Annotated in this window: 16 protein-coding genes and 2 pseudogenes; 10 read left to right on the top strand and 8 right to left on the bottom strand. The window is 60.5% G+C overall.

The genetic code is table 11. The features are described from left to right. Positions 1 to 73: 73 nt before the first annotated feature. The 5 genes and pseudogenes from H3L91_RS03965 to H3L91_RS03945 all read left to right on the top strand — a co-directional run. Positions 74 to 919 carry an NAD-dependent epimerase/dehydratase family protein gene (locus H3L91_RS03965; RefSeq protein WP_040659412.1) on the top strand — a complete coding sequence of 282 codons (846 nt, stop codon included), beginning with the start codon at positions 74 to 76 and terminating at the stop codon, positions 917 to 919. A gap of 70 nt (positions 920 to 989) precedes the next feature. After that, a complete protein-coding gene (gene acpS / locus H3L91_RS03960; RefSeq protein WP_007342235.1) occupies positions 990 to 1367 on the top strand; it encodes a holo-ACP synthase in 378 nt (125 codons plus the stop codon). A 209-nt stretch (positions 1368 to 1576) separates the two neighbouring features. Further along, positions 1577 to 2368 carry a polysaccharide deacetylase family protein gene (locus tag H3L91_RS03955; RefSeq protein ID WP_007342234.1) on the top strand — a complete coding sequence of 264 codons (792 nt, stop codon included), beginning with the start codon at positions 1577 to 1579 and terminating at the stop codon, positions 2366 to 2368. Between the two features lie 542 nt (positions 2369 to 2910). Continuing rightward, positions 2911 to 3402, top strand: a complete 492-nt coding sequence (gene folK / locus H3L91_RS03950) for a 2-amino-4-hydroxy-6-hydroxymethyldihydropteridine diphosphokinase (protein ID WP_007342232.1) — start codon at positions 2911 to 2913, stop codon at positions 3400 to 3402. 457 nt (positions 3403 to 3859) lie between these two features. Further along, positions 3860 to 4311 (top strand): annotated as a pseudogene (locus H3L91_RS03945) (Hint domain-containing protein); the annotation flags it as partial. A gap of 148 nt (positions 4312 to 4459) precedes the next feature. Here the strand turns inward: H3L91_RS03945 and H3L91_RS03940 are convergent. Continuing rightward, positions 4460 to 5467, bottom strand: a complete 1008-nt coding sequence (locus H3L91_RS03940; RefSeq protein WP_182109823.1) for an IS5 family transposase — start codon at positions 5465 to 5467, stop codon at positions 4460 to 4462. Between the two features lie 14 nt (positions 5468 to 5481). Between H3L91_RS03940 and H3L91_RS03935 the strand changes: the two genes are divergently transcribed. Then, positions 5482 to 5943: a hypothetical protein gene (locus H3L91_RS03935; RefSeq protein WP_244958483.1), complete on the top strand. Its 462-nt coding sequence runs from the start codon at positions 5482 to 5484 to the stop codon at positions 5941 to 5943. Between the two features lie 9 nt (positions 5944 to 5952). Further along, a pseudogene (locus H3L91_RS03930) lies at positions 5953 to 6510 on the top strand (IS110 family transposase); the annotation flags it as partial. Positions 6511 to 6854: 344 nt separating this feature from the next. On the opposite strand, the gene H3L91_RS03925 reads toward H3L91_RS03930, so the two are convergent. Then, entirely contained in the window at positions 6855 to 8270 is a 1416-nt protein-coding gene (locus H3L91_RS03925) for an alanine/glycine:cation symporter family protein (RefSeq protein WP_007342227.1), read from the bottom strand. 359 nt (positions 8271 to 8629) lie between these two features. On the opposite strand from H3L91_RS03925, the gene H3L91_RS03920 reads away from it, so the two are divergent. Continuing rightward, positions 8630 to 9061: a TIGR01244 family sulfur transferase gene (locus H3L91_RS03920; protein WP_007342225.1), complete on the top strand. Its 432-nt coding sequence runs from the start codon at positions 8630 to 8632 to the stop codon at positions 9059 to 9061. Positions 9062 to 9625: 564 nt separating this feature from the next. Here H3L91_RS03920 and H3L91_RS03915 read toward each other — a convergent pair. Both H3L91_RS03915 and trpS read right to left on the bottom strand, forming a co-directional pair. Further along, the gene (locus H3L91_RS03915) at positions 9626 to 10519 is read right to left on the bottom strand and encodes a prephenate dehydrogenase (protein ID WP_007342223.1); all 894 of its coding nucleotides are present in this window, start codon (positions 10517 to 10519) and stop codon (positions 9626 to 9628) included. 121 nt (positions 10520 to 10640) lie between these two features. Beyond that, positions 10641 to 11651 (bottom strand): tryptophan--tRNA ligase, encoded by a 1011-nt coding sequence (gene trpS / locus H3L91_RS03910; protein ID WP_007342222.1) that lies wholly within the window; start codon positions 11649 to 11651, stop codon positions 10641 to 10643. A 178-nt stretch (positions 11652 to 11829) separates the two neighbouring features. On the opposite strand from trpS, the gene H3L91_RS03905 reads away from it, so the two are divergent. Then, positions 11830 to 13212, top strand: a complete 1383-nt coding sequence (locus H3L91_RS03905; protein ID WP_007342220.1) for an MFS transporter — start codon at positions 11830 to 11832, stop codon at positions 13210 to 13212. A 4-nt stretch (positions 13213 to 13216) separates the two neighbouring features. Continuing rightward, positions 13217 to 13759, top strand: a complete 543-nt coding sequence (locus H3L91_RS03900) for a single-stranded DNA-binding protein (RefSeq protein ID WP_040658740.1) — start codon at positions 13217 to 13219, stop codon at positions 13757 to 13759. Positions 13760 to 14296: 537 nt separating this feature from the next. On the opposite strand, the gene H3L91_RS03895 is transcribed toward H3L91_RS03900, so the two are convergent. The 4 genes from H3L91_RS03895 to H3L91_RS03880 all read right to left on the bottom strand — a co-directional run bounded on the left by H3L91_RS03895 (position 14297) and on the right by H3L91_RS03880 (position 17415). Continuing rightward, on the bottom strand, positions 14297 to 15055 hold the full coding sequence (locus tag H3L91_RS03895) for an iron ABC transporter ATP-binding protein (protein WP_007342217.1): 759 nt from the start codon (positions 15053 to 15055) through the stop codon (positions 14297 to 14299). A 123-nt stretch (positions 15056 to 15178) separates the two neighbouring features. Continuing rightward, positions 15179 to 16141: an iron chelate uptake ABC transporter family permease subunit gene (locus tag H3L91_RS03890; protein ID WP_007342216.1), complete on the bottom strand. Its 963-nt coding sequence runs from the start codon at positions 16139 to 16141 to the stop codon at positions 15179 to 15181. Beyond that, positions 16131 to 17099 (bottom strand): ABC transporter permease, encoded by a 969-nt coding sequence (locus H3L91_RS03885; protein ID WP_007342215.1) that lies wholly within the window; start codon positions 17097 to 17099, stop codon positions 16131 to 16133. Before H3L91_RS03885 ends, H3L91_RS03890 begins: the two co-directional genes overlap by 11 nt. A 115-nt stretch (positions 17100 to 17214) precedes the next feature. Further along, complete coding sequence (locus H3L91_RS03880) at positions 17215 to 17415, bottom strand: hypothetical protein (RefSeq protein ID WP_007342214.1); 201 nt, start codon at positions 17413 to 17415, stop codon at positions 17215 to 17217. Positions 17416 to 17466 lie beyond the last annotated feature (51 nt).

The following is a 17466-nucleotide window of genomic DNA, read 5'->3' as shown; positions in this document are numbered from 1 at the left end:
GTTCCTGCCACCCAACAGAGGCCGTCTGAAACCGCAACCCACCCCGTCCAACCCCAAAGAAAAACCCCCCGCCATGAACATCCTCCTCCTCGGCGGCAGCGGCTTTATCGGCCGCCGCGCCGCCCGCCGCCTGAGCGAAGCCGGACACAGCGTCCGCACCCCCGCGCACGCCGAACTCGACTTCCTGCGCCCGAGCCGCGATGCCGCCATGCCCCTGCTCGAAGGCTGCGACGCCGTGATGAACTGCGTCGGCGTCATGAGCCGCCACGCCGACATTCTCGAAACCGTCCACCACCATACCCCCGCCCTGCTCGCCCGTTGCGCCAAAGAAGCGGGCGTGCGCCGCTGGGTGCAGCTCTCCGCGCTGGGCGCAGACCCCGCCGCCGCCGTCGCCTTCGTATCCAGCAAAGGGCGCGGCGATGAAGCCGTGGCCGCCGAACTGCCCGCCGCCGTCGCCCGCCCCTCCGTCGTGTTCGGGCGCGGCGGCGCAAGCTGCGAACTCTTTATCAAACTCGCCCGCCTGCCCGTTCTGCCCCTGCCCGAGGGCGGCGCGTTCGACTTGCAGCCGGTGCACGCCGCCGATGTGGCCGACGGCCTCTGCCGCCTGCTGGCAAACCCGCCCGAAAACGGCGCGCCGGTCAACATGACAGGCCGTCTGAAAACCACCCTCGCCGGCTATCTCGCCATCCTGCGGCAAACCCTGCATGGCAAAGCCCCCGCCAAAATCCTGCCCGTCCCACTCGCCCTGCTGCGCCCCGCCCTGCCCCTTGCCAACATCCTGAGCAACGGCTTCCTCAGCCCCGCCAGCATCACCCTGCTGCAACAAGGCTCCTGCGCCGACCCCGCCCCCTTCGCCGCCCTGCTCGGCCGCAAACCGCTCGGCGCGGACGAATTCGCCCGCATGGCGGAATCCGATTAGAATCCGAGGCCGTCTGAAAGCCGAACTTTCAGACGGCCTCAGACCAACCGCCAAACACAGGAGAAACGCCATGATCCACGGCATCGGCACCGACATCGTGCTGGAAAAACGCATCGCCGCCCTCTACAAAAAACACGGCCGCGCCTTCGCCGAACGCGTGCTGCACCCGGCCGAACTGCCCGAATTCGAAGCCGCCGCCCGCCCCGCCGCCCTGCTGGCCAAACGCTTCGCCGCCAAAGAAGCCGCCGCCAAAGCCATCGGCACCGGCATACGCGGCGCGGTTTCCTTCCGCAACATCGGCATCAGCCACAACGCCAAGGGCAAACCCGAAACCCTCTTCGCCCCGCCCCTGCAAGCCTTCCTCGACGAGTTGGGCATCGCCCGCGTCCACATCAGCATCAGCGACGACAGCGGCACCATAACCGCCTTCGCCGTGGCCGAAAAATAAGTTTTCAGACGGCCTCTACCCTTATGTAGGGTGTGTCGCCCCAAGGCGACGCACGCGGTCTTTGGGGTGCGGCGGAAACATAAACAGGCCGTCCCCGCCGGTACTCTTTCAGAGCATAAACGCGGGGATGACGTTTCTGAAAACACCGTTTCAGCGCAGCAAAAAAGCGTAAAATCCCGTCTCCCAACTGCAAACCAAAGAGCGAAACCATGAACAAACACCTCCCCGCCCTCCTCCTCGCCGCCCTCGCCCTGCCCGCCCTGGCCGCCCCCCCGCAGGTCAGAATCCAGTCCTTCACCGCCAAATACTGCCCCAAACCCTCGCCCGACCCCGAGTGCAGCGAATTCGTCGTCTCCCGCCCCGTTTTCCCCGATGCCGCGCAAAACGCCTTTATCGAAAAACTGCTGCGCCCGATGTCCGCCGCCGACGGCCTCAAAACCCTCACCAAAGCCGCCGCCCTGCGCGAACTGAAAAAACGCGTCAACGAAAACCGCGACGACGAAGGCTACCCGCGCCACCAATACATCGTCGAAGCAGACCTCGAAGGCTACACCCCCCACTACTACGTCCTCTCCACCACCGACTACGAATTCTCCGGCGGCGCGCACGGCGCGGGCGACGGCAGCGACTACGTCATCCCCCGCAGCGGCAAACCCGTGCCCCTCAAACTCGCCGACATCCTGCTGCCCGGCAAAAAAGCCGCCTTCGCCGCCCTGCACCGCGAGGGCATGACCAACTACTACCTCGAAGAAGGCGTCGGCAAAACCCGCCAGGAAATCGAAGCGGACTACGACGACAAAAACAGCAGCCACTACCTCACCGACGAACATCTGGAAAACTGGACCTTCTACAAAAACGCCCTTTCCTACACCTACAACCACTACACCTTCGGCAGCTACGTGGACACCCCCTCCTTCCTCCTGCCCGCCGACAAACTCAAAGGCATCGTCAAACCCGAAATCCTGCGCGAACTCGAAGCCTACCGCGAGTGGAAACGCTGATTTGCAGAAACGTCATCCCCGCGTAGGCGGGGACGGCCTCTGCCACTGACGTAGGGTGTGTCGCCCCAAGGCGACGCACGCGTTCCCCGCCGCATCACGGAAAACCGTTTTTTTCAGACGGCCTCCGTCGCCAAGGTAGGGTGTGTCGCCCAAGCGATGCACGCGGCCTGTGCTATGCCACGAATCCGCACGTTCCCCGCAACCCCAAACCGCGTGCGAGGCTGCGCCACACACCCTACCCCAACAACGAAACCGCGCTTTTCAGACGGCCTCTGCCGCATAGAGTGGGTCTTGACCCACCGTTTCCGCCCGCACCGTTATGGCGGGTCAAAACCCGCCCTACATGGTTTTCCGCCCGCAGGCCGCAGGTCGGATACTTGTATCCGACATCCCGCGTAACGGGGAAACGCCGGATACAAGCATCCGACCTGCAACTCGTCCTTCCCCGCATCGGAAACCGCGTTTTCAGACGGCCTCTGCCGCGCACGCGGTTTTTAAACCCATCCCCTCCCGCAACCCCGCAAACACCACCGAAAGCCCCCATGCCCGACACCCGCCCCGCCACCGCCGCCATCGCCCTCGGCAGCAACCTCGGCGCGTCCGCCGACACCATCGCCGCCGCCGCCGAAAGCCTGCGCGCCCACCCGCAAATCTGCTCCCTGCGCCTCTCCCCCCTCTACCGCACCGCCCCCATCGGCTACGCAGACCAGCCCGACTTCACCAACGCCGCCGCTATCGTCGAAACCACCCTCACCGCCCGCGAACTCCTCGACCTGATGCAGCAGACCGAGCAAAAATTCGGCCGCGAACGCCCCTTCCCCAACGCCCCGCGCACCCTCGACCTCGACCTCATCGACTACGCCCAGACCGAATCCGCCGACCCCGCCCTCACCCTGCCCCACCCCCGCGCCCACCTGCGCGCCTTCGTCGTGCGCCCCCTCGCCGACCTCGACCCCGCCTACCCCATAGGCCGCCACGGCACCGCCGCCGTCCTCGCCGCCGCCCTCGGCACAGAGGGCATCACGCCTATGTAGGGTGTGTCGCCCCAAGGCGACGCACGCGGTTTGTGTTGCGGCAACAGAGGCCGTCTGAAATCCATCATCCGCGTGCGTGGCTGCGCCACACACCCTTGTATGTCCCAATCGGCGTACCATAGCAACCAAACAGGCCGGCCGCCTCGGAACACACCCTAGGGATTTCACGCCTGAGTCGTAGCAAAACGGGCGGCAGGCCACCCATCAACACAACCGAACAGTTGCCAACAACAACCGAATACAAGGGTGGTACATTAGGTAGTGAAGAATTACGAATGTCACTAAATGGATTAATATGACGTTATCAGGTGAGCGCAGCTCGTCTTGCCCACTCCAACAAAAAGCAGCAAGCGTAGCCTGCATGGGGTAGCGGTCTAGCTTACATGCCGTAGTATCGGCGAAATCCTTTAACGACTTCAAGGCGGATGCCTTGAAAAACAATCTCTCGGGAGATGCAATGCACAAATTTATCTACAAACAGGCCAAAGAAAACGCCCTGTCCTCCGGCATGGGCTGCTTTATGAAGGGCACCTTGGTGGAAACGGAAGAAGGCTGGACGCCGATAGACGAACTGAAGGTGGGCGATTGGGTGATGTCGCGGCCGGAAAACGGCATCGGTGAGGCCGTGCCCAAACGGGTGGTGAACACCTTCCGTTATGAGGACAAGAAAGTGGTGATGTTAAGATTTTCCCAATTCCCTGAACGGAACAGGGGGGAGGGGGATTGGTTGCCACCCCCAACCACCCGTTCTGCGTGTACGGCGTGGTGACCAACCTGATTGTCGAACATCCGGAATTTGGCAAGCTCGATGCTTATTGGAAGGGCTGCGATTACGACAGCAGCGATATGTTCAATGGGCCGGACGGCTGGGAGAAATACGACGCCCTGTCGGCCTTTGAAAAAACCCCCTGAGACCTTTGCAAAATTCCTTTTTCCCCGACAGCCGAAACCTAAATAAAGATTTTTGGCTGTTTTTGTTTCAAATATCCACTGATTCTACCCCAATACCCCCTTAATCCTCCCCGGATACCTGATAATCAGGCATCCGAGCCGCCTTTTAGGCAGCAACAGGCACACTTAGCCTATTAGCCGCTTTCAACAGGTTTAAACACATCGCCTTCAGATGGCTTTGCGCACTCACTTTAATCAGCCCAAAATAGGCTGCCCGGGCGTAGCGGAATTTACGGTGCAGCGTACCAAAGCTTTGTTCGACCACATAACGGGTCTTCGACAAATATCGGTTACGTTTGGTTTGCGCTTCCGTCAGCGGACGGTTGCGGTGGGCTTTGCGCATAATGCCGTCCAGCAACCGATGCTCTTCCAGATGTTGCCGGTTTTCCGCACTGTCGTAGCCTTTATCGGCATAGACGGTCGTGCCTTCGGCTATCCCTTCCAGCAAAGGCGACAGATGGTTGCACTCATGGGTATTGGCGGGGGTAATGTGCAGTTTCTCGATATAGCCTTCCTCATCGGTGCGGGTATGTTGTTTGTAACCGAGTTTGTAGAGGCCGTTTTTCTTTGTCCAACGGGCATCTTTATCTTTACTCGGTGTGGTTTGGCCGCTGACTTGTCCTTCTTCATCGACTTCTATGGCCTGACGCTGTTTGCTGCCGGCGGTCTGAATAATGGTGGCGTCAATGACGGCGGCGGATGCCTTCTCTACTTTTAGGTTTTTCTCGGCCAGTTGGCGGTTGATCAGTTCCAGCAGTTCGGACAGGGTGTCGTCTTGCGCCAGCCAGTTGCGGTAGCGGCATAAGGTGCTGTAATCGGGGATGCTCAGTTCGTCAAAACGGCAAAACAGGTTGAAGTCGATGCGGGTGATGAGGCTGTGTTCGAGTTCGGGATCGGAGAGGCTGTGCCATTGTCCGAGCAGGACGGCTTTGAACATGGACAGCAGGGGATAGGCGGGACGGCCGCGGTGGTCTCGGAGGTAACGGGTTCTTTGACGATTCAGGTACTGTTCGATCGGTTGCCAATCAATCACTTGATCCAGCTTTAATAGTGGGAAGCGATCGATGTGTTTGGCAATCATGGCTTGTGCGGTTTGCTGAAAGAAGGTGCCCATGAGAAATCCCCTAAATGTCTTGGTGGGAATTTAGGGGATTTGGGGGGGATTTTGCAAAGGTCTCCCCCTATGAAATGCGGCTGTACGAACAGCCGGTGTGGAAGCGCGCCGACCAGCTTGAGCGCGGCGACGTGGTGTTGGGTTGTCGCAAGTATTATGTGGTGGAGGATTACCGCCCGCTGTATGCCTACCGCGATACCGACCAGGCATGGGCACAGCCGATCAATCTGGCTTACGGCTGGAAAGAGTCGGATTTAGGCAACACCTATGAGATGGTGCTGGATGAAGAATCGCGTCATCGCCCGACATTGGATTGGGCAGATGTGCCGAACGACGAGAACCTGCTGTATGTGGATGAGGACGGACAACGGCATTACCGCCGCTACCGCACCACGGTTTATAATATCGAGGTTGAGGATTACCATACTTATTGTGTCACTCATCGAGGCATCTTGGTGCACAACCAGAATTTATAAGGTTCATTGATGAGTACCCAAAACTACGCCGGCATCGACATCGCCAAACGCAATTTCGTCATCGGCATCCACGGCAAGGATAAAACCAAAACCGAAACCAACAACCCCAAAGGCTTTGCCCATACCGTCGAATACCTGCACAAACACAACGTCAGCCTCATCGTCATGGAAAGCACTGGCGGTTTGGAAATCCCGTTAGCCAAAACCCTGCATCGTGCCGGTTTTCGCGTCGTGATTGCCAACCCCAGTCGCACCAAAAGCTATGCCAACGGCTTTTTCCCAGCCAAAACCGACCACCTAGATGCCAAAATGCTCGCCGATTACGCGCAGGCATTGGAAATCAAAGGGCTGGTTGCCAACATGCTCTACACCCCGCCCAACGAAGCCGAAGAGAAACTCGAAGCCCTCGTCAAACGCCGCAGCCGACCGGTGGACATCCGTGCTGCCGAGAAAAACCGTCTCAACCAAATCCACGAAAGCCAAAGGCAGAGTGTCGCAGACCTGATTGCCCACCTTGACGATTTAATCGCCGCATTGGACAAAGACATCGACAAGCACACCGACACATTCCAAAGGCAGCCTGAAACGCCATCCCGCCCCACCCCATATCGCCCCCAAACAAAAAACCGTGCCATCCAACCCGCACGGTTTTTCTTGCGCCCGCCCTTTTCAGGCTGAAACCTTTGCAAAACCCTAACAGCAGCCTGAAATTAAGAAATGCCGTCATTCCCGCGTAGGTGGGAATCTTGTTTGATATTAAGAAACTCATGTAAAAACAACCAATTGAAAAAATTTCACCAAGATTCCCGCGTAGGCGGGAATAACAGAGAATTGACCATTTCTTGTTTCGTTTTAGGTTTTTCAAAGATTTCAGGCTGCCTATGCTTTTGCTTTTTCAGGCTGCCCCTGCGCTACTTATCGTGGTACTCATGCACCTCATAATCATAATCCACCGCCTTGCCCGCGCGCACTTTCGCCAAATAATCGTCGTACACCGCCTTAATCTCGCCGCGCAGCAAAAACAGCGCAATCAAGTTGGGAATCACCATAAAGCCGTTAAACATATCCGACAACGCCCACACCAAATCCACCTTGCCCAGCGTGCCCAGCACAATCGCCAGCAGCACCAGCGCGCGATAACCGTTTAAAAACTTGCCCTTAAACAAAAAGCGCACATTGGATTCGCCAAAATAATACCAGCCGATAATCGTGGTGAAGGCAAAAAAGGTGAGGCACACCGCCAACAGCCCAGCCCCCCAGCCGCCAAACGCCATGCTAAACGCCTGTTGCGTAACCGCCGCGCCGTTTAAGCCCAGCGTGTTGGCATCGGTGAGTAAAATGATTAACGCCGTTGCCGTACACACCAAAATGGTGTCAATAAACACGCCCACAAACGCCGCCATACCTTGCAGCGCGGGATGCGCCACATTGGCGGTGGCGTGCGCGTGCGGCGTGGAGCCCATGCCCGCTTCGTTGGAAAACAAGCCCCGCGCCACGCCATAGCGCACGGCTTCTTTCATGCCGATGCCTGCCGCGCCGCCCAGCACCGCTTGCGGGTTGAAGGCAGCCTGAAAAATATGGCTCACCATCGCCACCGCGTGGTCAGCATATTGGAACAAAATCCAAACCGCGCACAAAATGTAAATCACTGCCATAAACGGCACAACAAACTGGGCAAAATTGGCAATGCGGTTGATGCCGCCGATAAAAATCGCGCCCGTCGCCGCCGCCAGCACCAAGCCTACGGCGATTTCAGGCAGCCCGAACGCGATATGAACCGCCCCCGCGATGGAGTTCGCCTGCGTGGCGTTGCCGATAAAGCCCAGCGCGATAATCAGCGCGATGGAAAAAAAGCCTGACAAAAACCGCGCCTTGCCGCGCCCGATTTTTTTGGTCAAACCGTGCGTGATGTAAAACGCGGGGCCGCCGATGTATTTGCCGTGGCTAATCACGCGGTATTTTTGCGCCAACAGCGCTTCGGCAAAAATCGTGCCCATGCCCAAAAAGGCGGACACCCACATCCAAAAAATCGCGCCCGGCCCGCCCGACACAATCGCCGTTGCCACGCCCGCCACGTTGCCCGTGCCGATTTGCGCCGAAATCGCCACCGCCAATGCTTGGAACTGCGACAGCGACTGCGCGTCTTTTTCTTTCTTGGCAAACAAGCCGCCGAACACCGATTTGAACGCCGCGCTAAATTTGGTGATTTGCGGCGCGCCCAAGTAAACGGTGAAAAACAGCCCGATGCCGATGAGCGCGTAAATCAGCAGATAACTCCACAACGCGGTGTTAATCGCGTCGACGATGTTTGATAGTGATGCTTGCATAGTTGAGAAAGGTTAAGTTGTTTTAAGAAGGGCGGATAATACCCGAAACGGCGAGCGGTTTGAAATGGCGTTACAGAAAAGCGCGGATATTTTATTGAAACGCAAAAAGGTTTCTGCCGCTTCAACCAATCTGCGGTTTCCTAACAATCCGAACCGCATGCGTGGCTGCGCCACACCCTACGTATGGTTCGCCACGGCGTAAGATCGGAAAGGCCGTCTGAAAAGTGCAAAAACACCTTTTCAGACGGCCTGTAAAGCAAACGGCGGGCGGCGCGGCGCACACTCTGATATAGTGCCGCCACGCTTTCAGACGGCCTGCCGTTTGAAACCGCCCCAACCCGTTTTGAAAGGAAAAAAACATGGCCATCCTCAAACTGGCAGAAAACCTCTACATCTCCCCGCAGCTCACCGAAGCCGACGCCGCCGAAGCCGCGCGGCTGGGCATCCGAAGCGTTATCTGCAACCGCCACGACGGCGAAGAAGCAGGCCAGCCCGACTACGCCCTGGTGCAGGACTGGCTCGCCGCCGTCGGCATCACCGAAGCCGCCCACCAGCCGCTCACCGCCGCCGAAATCAACGCGCGCGACGCGGAAATGTTCCACCTGCTGTTCACCGCCTCCGACAAGCCCGTGCTCGCCTTTTGCCGCACCGGCACCCGCAGCGCGCTCTTGTGGGCGATGCATGCCGTGCGCAGCGGCACCACCGTGGCCGACGCCCTCGCCGCCGCGCAAAACGCAGGCGTGGACTTGTCGAAATTCGCCGCCAGGCTGGAACAGGCGGCAGAGGCGTAAAACGCCGCGCCAAACAAAACAGAGGCCGTCTGAAACCCTGTGTTACGGGTTTTCAGACGGCCTTATTCCGTTATACGGCATAGAACGCGTGCGTGGCTGCGCCTCACATCCTACCCGAGCGGCCGCATTGCCTGCCGTGCAAAATGCCGTTTCATAAGGTAGGGTGTGTCGCCCCAAGGCGACGCACGCGTTCCCTGCCGTTTCAACAAATCCGTGCTTTCCCCAAAGCCGAAACCGCGTGCGTGGCTGCGCCACACACCCTACCTTGGCGACAGAGGCCGTCTGAACATTGTAGGGTGGGTCTCGACCCACCGTTTGCAGGCTTCCCTGCAAATACCGCCGCAAATCAAAAAATGCCGTCATTCCCGCGCAGGCGGGAATCCTGGTTGGGATTAAACAATTCTTTAAAAACAAAATATTGCTTAAATTCCGGCAAGATTCCCGCCTGCGCGGGAATGACGGCGTGTTTCGTGGTTCCGGATTTTGCAAAGGTTTCAAACCGCGTGCGCTGCCTCGGGGTGGCACACCCGCATCAATATCAGAGGCCGTCTGAAAACCCGTTTTTCAGACGGCCTTTTCCTGCCCGTGCAGCCATTGGTCGCGGGCGTGTTTGGCTTGGGCGAAGCAGCGGTGGAGGGCGGCGGGGTCGTTGTCGTGCAGCATTTGTTCGATGGCTTCGAGTTGTTCGCACTGGCCGCGCACGAGGGCGATCAGGCTTTCGCGGTTGTCGAGGCAGACGTCGCGCCAGAGTTCGGGGGAGCTGGATGCGAGGCGGGTGAAGTCGCGGAAGCCGCTGGCGGCGTTTTCGAGGCAGGCGGCGGCGTCGGCGCGGGCGAGGATTTGGGCGACATAGGCGAAGGCGAGCAGGTGCGGCAGGTGGGAGACGGCGGCGAACACGGTGTCGTGGGCGGCGGCGTCCATGCGGCAGACTTTCGCGCCGGCGGCCTGCCAGAGTTCGGCGGCGCGTGTTTCGGCCTGCGGGTTTTGCGTTTGGTGCGGGCAGATGATGAGCTTTTTGCCGGCAAACAGGCCGTGCCGTGCCGCCGCCGCGCCGTGGCGTTCGGAACCGGCGACGGGGTGGGCGGCGACGCAGTGCGGCAGGTGCTGCGGCAGGTGTGCGGCGAAGGCGGCGAGGGCGGACTGTTTGGTGCTGCCGGTGTCGCAGACGACGGTTTCGGGCGCGAGCTGCGGGGCGAGGGCGCGGCAGACGGACGGCAGGGCGGCGACGGGGGTGGCGATGAGGACGAAATCCGCGCCGGAGAGGCTTTGCGCGTCAATCTGCGTGTGCGCGCTGTCGATGAGGCCGTCTGAAAGGGCGCGTTGGAGGTTGGCGGGGTCGGTGTCGATACCGGCGACGTGCCGGACGAGGCCGAGGCGTTTGAGGTCGAGGGCGAAGGAGCCGCCGATGAGGCCGACGCCGATGAGGGCGAGGCGGCGCACGGGCGGAATGGCGGGCATGTGGTCTTTCCTTTTTGTTCTGTGGCATTCAGGCCGTCTGAAAACGCGGTTTTGGCTGCGCCGAAACGCGGTTTTCAGACGGCCTAGTGCGTGTTGGCAATCAGTCTTGCGGAACGTGTGCCTATTTCAGGGCGCGGATGCCGACGGCGTCGCGCACTTTGTCCAGCAGCATGCGGGCTTCGCGGCGGGCTTTGGCCGCGCCGGCCTGCAAGATGTCTTCGATTTGCGCGGGGGCGGCGGTAAGTTCGTGGTAGCGTTCGCGTTTGTCGGCCAGCTCGGCGTTGATTTTGGCGGCCAAGAGTTTTTTGGCTTCTCCCCAGGCGAGGCCGTCGGCCAGCATTCGGGTGAACTCGTCGGTTTCGTCCGGTGTGGCGAAGGCTTTGTAGATTTCAAACAGCGGGCTTTCGTCGGGCTGTTTGGGCTCGCCGGGTTCTTTGAGGTTGGTGATGATTTTGTTGACCGATTTTTGCAGCTTTTTCTCGGTATCGAACAATGGAATGGTGTTGCCGTAGCTTTTGCTCATTTTGCGCCCGTCAAGGCCGACGAGAAGCTCGACTTGTTCGTCGATTTTCACTTCGGGCAGGGTGAAGAGTTCGCCGAAGCGGTGGTTGAAACGGCCGGCGATGTCGCGCGCCATTTCGACGTGTTGGATTTGGTCGCGGCCGACGGGCACTTCCTGCGCGTTAAACATCAGAATGTCGGCGGTCATCAGAATCGGGTAGCTGTACAAACCCATTTCCACGCCGTGGTCGGGGTCTTCCTGATTGTTTTCGGCATTGGCCTGCACGGCGGCTTTGTAGGCGTGGGCGCGGTTCATCAGGCCTTTGGCGGTGATGCAGGTCAGAATCCAGTTGAGTTCCATCACTTCGGGGATGTCGCTCTGGCGGTAGAAGGTGGTGCGCTCGGGGTCGAGACCGCAGGCAAGCCAGGTGGCGGCCACGGCCTGCGTGGATTCGTGGATGCGCTCGGGCTCGTGGCATTTGATGATGCCGTGGTAGTCGGCGAGGAACAGGAAAGACTCGGTGTCGGGGTTTTGCGCGGCGCGGATGGCGGGGCGGATGGCGCCGACGTAGTTGCCCAGATGGGGGATGCCGGTGGTGGTTACGCCGGTGAGGACGCGTTTTTTGCTCATGCTCGGATGCCTTGTTTGCGGTTTTCAGACGGCCTCTCCGCGACGGCAGGCCGTCTGAAAAGGCAAAGCACGGATTTTAGCAGACTTTGCCCGCCGCCCGTTCGACGGCGGGATTCATGCTGTATAATCCGCCGCCTTACCGTTTGGCACACACGCGAAAATACCCGAAGGCAGCAGCATGGCAAGAGCAGAACAAACCCAGATGTCCCCCGAAGAATGGCGCGCCAGCACCTCGCTCTCGGGCGTGTACGCCCTGCGGATGCTGGGGATGTTCCTCGTGCTGCCCGTGCTGTCGATTTACGCCGCCTCGCTGCCGGGCGCGCAAAACAACGCCGCGCTGGCGGGCTTCGCGGCGGGAATGTACGGGCTGACGCAGGCGCTGATGCAGCTTCCGCTGGGCATGGCCTCCGACCGCTTCGGCCGCAAGAAAACCATTTATTTCGGCCTGATTCTGTTTGCCGCCGGCAGCTTCACCGCCGCCGCCGCCGATTCCTGGGCGATGCTCACGCTGGGGCGCGCCTTGCAGGGCGCGGGCGCGGTGAGCGCGGCGGTAACCGCCCTGCTGGCCGACCTCACCCGCGAAGAAGTGCGCACGCGGGCGATGGCGATGATCGGCCTGAGCATCGGCCTCACCTTCTCCGCCAGTCTCGTGCTCTCGCCCATGCTCACCGGCTTTATCGGCGTGAAAGGGCTGTTTGTGCTCACCGGCACTCTGACGCTGGCCAGCATCCTCGTCGTCGCCCTGTTCACGCCCGAGCCGCAGGTTTCCAAGCTGCACGAAGACATGCAGGCGCAACCCGGGCGGCTGGCCGAAGTGTTCAAAAACCGCCGCCTGATGAGCCTCAACTTCGGCATCTTCGCCCTGCACTGCGGCATGATGGCCATCTTCGCCAGCCTGCCCTTCGTGATGGAAAACCTCGGGCTGGACAAAACCGGCCACTGGAAAGTCTATTTCCCCGCCACCCTGCTCGGCCTCATCCTGATGATCCCCGCCATCATCGTCGGCGAAACCAGAGGCCGTCTGAAACAAGTGTTCGTCATCGGCATCGCCCTCACCGCCGCCGCCGCCCTGCTGCTGATGTTCTCGCTCGACTCGCTCTGGCTCATCACCGCCTGCCTGATTGTCTACTTCATCGGCTTCAATATCCTCGAAGCCAGCCAGCCCTCGATGGTGTCGAAAATCGCCCCCGCCGATTTGAAAGGCACCGCGATGGGCGTGTACAACACCCTGCAATCGGTCGGCCTGATGAGCGGCTTCTGGCTCGGCGGCTGGCTTTACCAGCACCACGGCATGCACGCCGTGCTCGCCTTCGTCGCCGCCCTCACCCTCGTGTGGCTGGCCTTTGCCGCCGCCAGCCCCGCGCCCCGCCCCGTGAAAAACGTCGCCCTGCGCACCGGCAAAACCTGGCTCGGCCGGCCCGAAGCCCTGCGCTACGCCCTCGGCGGCGTGGCCGGCATCGAACAAATCAGTTTCAGCGGCGACGGCCAAACCGTCTATATCAAAGCGTTGCAGAAAGGCTTCGACGAAGCCGCAGCAAAAACCATTGTTTCAGGAGAGTAAAACCATGACCGTCAACAAAGTCATCCTCGTCGGCAACCTCGGTGCCGACCCCGAAGTGCGCTACATGCCCAACGGCGAACCCGTCTGCAACCTCTCGCTGGCCACCAGCGAAAGCTGGACCGACCGCCAGAGCGGCCAGCGGCAGGAGCGCACCGAATGGCACCGCGTAACCCTGTACCGCCGCCAGGCCGAAGTGGCCGGGCAATACCTGCGCAAAGGCAGCAAAATCTACATCGAAGGCCGCATCCAAAGCCGCAAATACCAAGACCGCGACGGCATCGAGCGCACCGCCTACGAAATCGTCGCCAACGAAATGAAAATGCTCGACAGCCGCCAAAGCGGCGGCGGCGCGCCCTATCAGGAAGGCGGCTACCAGCAGGGCGCACCCGCGCAGCCCTACCCGCAATCCGCCCCGCAGCAGCCGTACCAGCAGGCCGCGCCGCAGCCGCAGTATGCGCCCGAACCGCCCGCCGCCCCCGCCGCCCACCGCCAAAGCCCCGCCCCCGCCGCGCCGGTAGAAGACATCGACGACGACATTCCGTTCTAAAATATCGCTTGGGAACGCATTGAGGCCGTCTGAAAACCCGTTTTGCAGGTTTTCAGACGGCCTCATAACCAATCCGCACAGCTTCCCCAAAACCCAAACCGCGTGCGTGGCTTGCGCCACACACCCTACTTTGGCGGCAGAGGCCGTCTGAAAAACCAAAATCCGCTCTTTCAGCGGTTAGGTTGAGTTGCAAACCCAACATTGGCAGCTTGCGCGGGTGTTGGGTCTCGACCAAACTACCCCGCTTTTCAGACGGCCTCCGCCGTTAGTTAGCGGAGTAGGTCGGGCATTTATGCCCGACGTTTTTCAAATCCGCCGGTTTGTCGGGCATAAATGCCCGACCTACTGCCCCATGCCAAACCAAACGTAGGGTGTGTCGCCCAAGACGACGCATGTGTTCCCTGCCGTTCAACCAATCTGCACCCTTCCCAAAACCCAAACCGCGTGCGCTGCTTGCGCCACACGCCCTACGCAAGAGGCCGTCTGAAAAGCAAAACCCGCTTTTCAGACGGCCTCTTTCTATCTATTCCGCCGCGTTCAGATGTGGTGGACGATGAGTTTTTTGCCTTGGTAGTCGAGCACGTCGGTGTCCATGTCGAACAGGGCCTGGATGTTGTCGGGGGTGAAGACTTGTTCGGGTGTGCCGGTGAGGAAGACGCGGCCGTTTTTCATGGCGACAATGTGGTCGGCGTAGGCGGCGGCCTGGTTGATGTCGTGCAGGACGACGACGGTGGTGCGGCGGTGCTGGTCGGTGAGGCGGCGCAGCAGGCGCATGAGGGCGCGGGCGTGGTACATGTCGAGGTTGTTGAGCGGTTCGTCGAGGAGGACGTAGCCGGTCTGCTGGCAGAACACCATGGCGATCATGCCCCGCTGGCGTTGGCCGCCGGAGAGTTCGGTGAGGTAGCGTTCGGCGTAGGGGCGCAGCTCGAAGGTGTCGAGCGCGTTTTCGACGATGGCGCGGTCGTTTTCAGACGGCCTGCCCTGGTGGTAGGGGTAGCGGCCGAACATGAGCAAATCGCGCACGCTGATGCGGCTGACGATGTTGTTGTCTTGGGTGAGGATGGAGAGGATTTTGGCCAGCTCGGCGGTGGGGGTGGCGGTTACGTCGTATCCGCCGACGCTGATGCTGCCGTGTTTGAGCGGTTGCAGGCGGGCGGCGAAGGACAGGAGGGTGGATTTGCCCGCGCCGTTGGGGCCGATGAGGGCGGTGATGCCGCCTTCGGGCAGATCGAGGCTGATGTCGTCGAGGATGGTTTGCGTGCCGATGCGGTGGCTGACGTTGCGGATTTGTATCATGGGTGGGGTTCGCTTGGAGGGTAATCGGGTGGAGGCCGTCTGAAAAGCGGTTTAAAACGGTTTTGGCTGCGCCGAAGCTGCGCTTTCAGACGGCCTGTTGCGTTGTTGGGGCCGTCTGAAAAGCTATTTTTTCTTTTTCAGCACCAGCCAGAGGAAGACGAGGCCGCCGGCGAATTCGATGACGACGCTCAATACGGCCTTCATGCCGAGGATGTGCTCGAACAGGGTCTGGCCGCCGACGAGCAAAACGGCGGCGGTGAGAAAGACCATGGGCAGGCGTTGGCTGTGGCGCACGGTGGGGCTGAATCGGTCGGCCAGGGCGGCGACGAGCAGGCCGAAGAAGCTCACGGGGCCGACCACGGCGGTGGCGGTGGCGGTGAGGGCGGCAATCCACAGCAGGAGCCACAGGGTGTTGCGGGTGTAGCGGATGCCGAGGTTGACGGCCTGATCGCGGCCGAGCAGGTACACGTCGAGGCGGTGGCGTTCGCGCCAGATAAATATGACGCTGACGGCCATGACGACTGCGCCGGCGGCGAGCAGGTCGGTGTGGATGGTGTTGAAGTTGGCGAAGCTGTTGCTTTGGGCGGCGGCGAATTCTTCGGGATCGATCAGGCGTTTGAGCAGGGCGGAGAGGCTGCGGAAGAACACGCCGAAAATCACGCCGATGAGGATCATGCGCGCCAGATCGCGCCCGCCTTGGCGCAGCAGGGTGTTGAACAGCAGCAGCGAGCCGCCCATCATCGCCGTCAGTTCGAGGGCGAATTTGCCGGTGGGCGGCATCATGCCGTAGCCCGCGCCGCCGAGCAGGACGACGAGCAGGGTCTGCAAAAAGACGTAGAGCGAGTCGAAGCCGAGGATGGCGGGGGTGAGGATGGGGTTGTTGGTGAGGGTTTGGAACAGCAGGGTGGACACGCCCACGGCGTAGGCGGCCAAGAGCAGGCCGGCCAGGGTGATAGCGCGCCGGCGCAACACGAAATCCCAGCCGCCCTGCACGTTGAGGGTGAGGAACAGGGCGCAGCAGGCCAGCAGAAGGGCAAGGGCGATCCACAGCGGCTTGTTGCGCGCGAAGATGTTTTCAGACGGCATGGGAGGGCTTCCTCATCAACAGATAGAGAAACAGCACCGTGCCGAGCACGCCAAACACGGTGGACACGGGGATTTCAAACGGGTAGCGCACGGTGCGGCTGACGATGTCGCAAAACAGCACCATGCCCGCGCCCAAGAGGGCGACGGCGGGCAGCCCCGCGCGCAGGCGGTCGCCCATCAGGCGGCTGACGATGTTGGGCACCACCAGCCCGATAAAAGGGATGCCGCCCACGGTTACGACAACCAGCGAGGTAATCAGCGACACAATCAAAAGCCCCGCCCACAAAATCGCGCGGCGGTTGATGCCGAGGTTGACGCTCACCGTTTCGCCCATGCCCGCGATGGTGAGCTGGTCGGCAATCAGGTAGGCGCAGGCGGCCACGATGCCGCCCAGCCACAACAATTCGTACCGCCCCTGCAAAATCCCGGAAAAATCGCCCGCCTGCCACACGTCCAGCATCTGCATCATCTCGTGCTGATAGGCGACAAACACCGTGAGCGATTCGATCACGCCGCCGAAAATAATGCCCACCAGCGGCACCATCAGCTGCGCCGTGGGCGGCAGGCGCGAAATCAAGGCCATAAACAGCAGCATGCCCGCCATCGCGGCCACGGCGGCGGACGACATTTTCAGCATCACGCCCGCCGCCGGATAGGCCAGCGTCAGCAGCACCAAGGCCAGAGCCGCGCTCTGCATCGCGCCCACCATCGAAGGCTCGACAAAACGGTTGCGCATCAGAATCTGCATAATCATCCCCGCCACCGCCAGCGACGCGCCGCTCAACACCACGGCGAAGGTGCGCGGCAGGCGGCTCACCACCATCAGGCGCAGGCTGTCGGAAGGCGCAAACACCTGCGCCCAACTGAATTCGGCCACCCCGATCGACAGGCTGAGGCCGAACAGCAGCAGCAGGCCGAGCAGGCTGGCCGCGTAAAGGAAAAAGGTTTTTTTGTCCATAATCGAGTTTGAAAAACAGGTTCGCAACGGAATCGGATAGGGATGTGTTTTTTTCAGACGGCCTCTGCCGTTTTACGGCGCAAAAGCCGCCGCAAGCGTTGATTGTCAACAGACCCTACCGCCCGTACCTCTGCCGGTAGGTTTCCATGTCCAACACGCAGACGGGTAAAGACACGCCGACGTCGGGATGGTTTCTGCCGCCGCCCAAATCCATGCACCGGTCTTCATAAATCCATGCCTGCGCCAGCATGCCCAGCCAAAATGCGAGCAACGGCAGGATCAGGAATAAAAACAGTTTTTTGAGGGTGTTCGTCATGTAATTCAAGTCAGTAGGTCGGGCATTTATGCCCGATGTTTTTTAATTTGC

It is taken from the genome of Neisseria bacilliformis (genome assembly GCF_014055025.1).
Taxonomy (GTDB): domain Bacteria; phylum Pseudomonadota; class Gammaproteobacteria; order Burkholderiales; family Neisseriaceae; genus Neisseria; species Neisseria bacilliformis.
The sequence above is the reverse complement of the archived record's forward strand: the minus strand, read 5'-3'. Positions and strand labels throughout refer to the sequence as shown.

Excerpts from the sequence above, each read along its gene's own strand:
- H3L91_RS03965 (WP_040659412.1), top strand. The coding sequence starts at position 74 with ATGAACATCCTCCTCCTCGGCGGCAGCGGCTTTATCGGCCGCCGCGCC.
- acpS (WP_007342235.1), top strand. The coding sequence starts at position 990 with ATGATCCACGGCATCGGCACCGACATCGTGCTGGAAAAACGCATCGCC.
- H3L91_RS03955 (WP_007342234.1), top strand. The coding sequence starts at position 1,577 with ATGAACAAACACCTCCCCGCCCTCCTCCTCGCCGCCCTCGCCCTGCCC.
- folK (WP_007342232.1), top strand. The coding sequence starts at position 2,911 with ATGCCCGACACCCGCCCCGCCACCGCCGCCATCGCCCTCGGCAGCAAC.
- H3L91_RS03940 (WP_182109823.1), bottom strand. The coding sequence starts at position 5,467 with ATGGGCACCTTCTTTCAGCAAACCGCACAAGCCATGATTGCCAAACAC.
- H3L91_RS03935 (WP_244958483.1), top strand. The coding sequence starts at position 5,482 with ATGTCTTGGTGGGAATTTAGGGGATTTGGGGGGGATTTTGCAAAGGTC.
- H3L91_RS03925 (WP_007342227.1), bottom strand. The coding sequence starts at position 8,270 with ATGCAAGCATCACTATCAAACATCGTCGACGCGATTAACACCGCGTTG.
- H3L91_RS03920 (WP_007342225.1), top strand. The coding sequence starts at position 8,630 with ATGGCCATCCTCAAACTGGCAGAAAACCTCTACATCTCCCCGCAGCTC.
- H3L91_RS03915 (WP_007342223.1), bottom strand. The coding sequence starts at position 10,519 with ATGCCCGCCATTCCGCCCGTGCGCCGCCTCGCCCTCATCGGCGTCGGC.
- trpS (WP_007342222.1), bottom strand. The coding sequence starts at position 11,651 with ATGAGCAAAAAACGCGTCCTCACCGGCGTAACCACCACCGGCATCCCC.
- H3L91_RS03905 (WP_007342220.1), top strand. The coding sequence starts at position 11,830 with ATGGCAAGAGCAGAACAAACCCAGATGTCCCCCGAAGAATGGCGCGCC.
- H3L91_RS03900 (WP_040658740.1), top strand. The coding sequence starts at position 13,217 with ATGACCGTCAACAAAGTCATCCTCGTCGGCAACCTCGGTGCCGACCCC.
- H3L91_RS03895 (WP_007342217.1), bottom strand. The coding sequence starts at position 15,055 with ATGATACAAATCCGCAACGTCAGCCACCGCATCGGCACGCAAACCATC.
- H3L91_RS03890 (WP_007342216.1), bottom strand. The coding sequence starts at position 16,141 with ATGCCGTCTGAAAACATCTTCGCGCGCAACAAGCCGCTGTGGATCGCC.
- H3L91_RS03885 (WP_007342215.1), bottom strand. The coding sequence starts at position 17,099 with ATGGACAAAAAAACCTTTTTCCTTTACGCGGCCAGCCTGCTCGGCCTG.
- H3L91_RS03880 (WP_007342214.1), bottom strand. The coding sequence starts at position 17,415 with ATGACGAACACCCTCAAAAAACTGTTTTTATTCCTGATCCTGCCGTTG.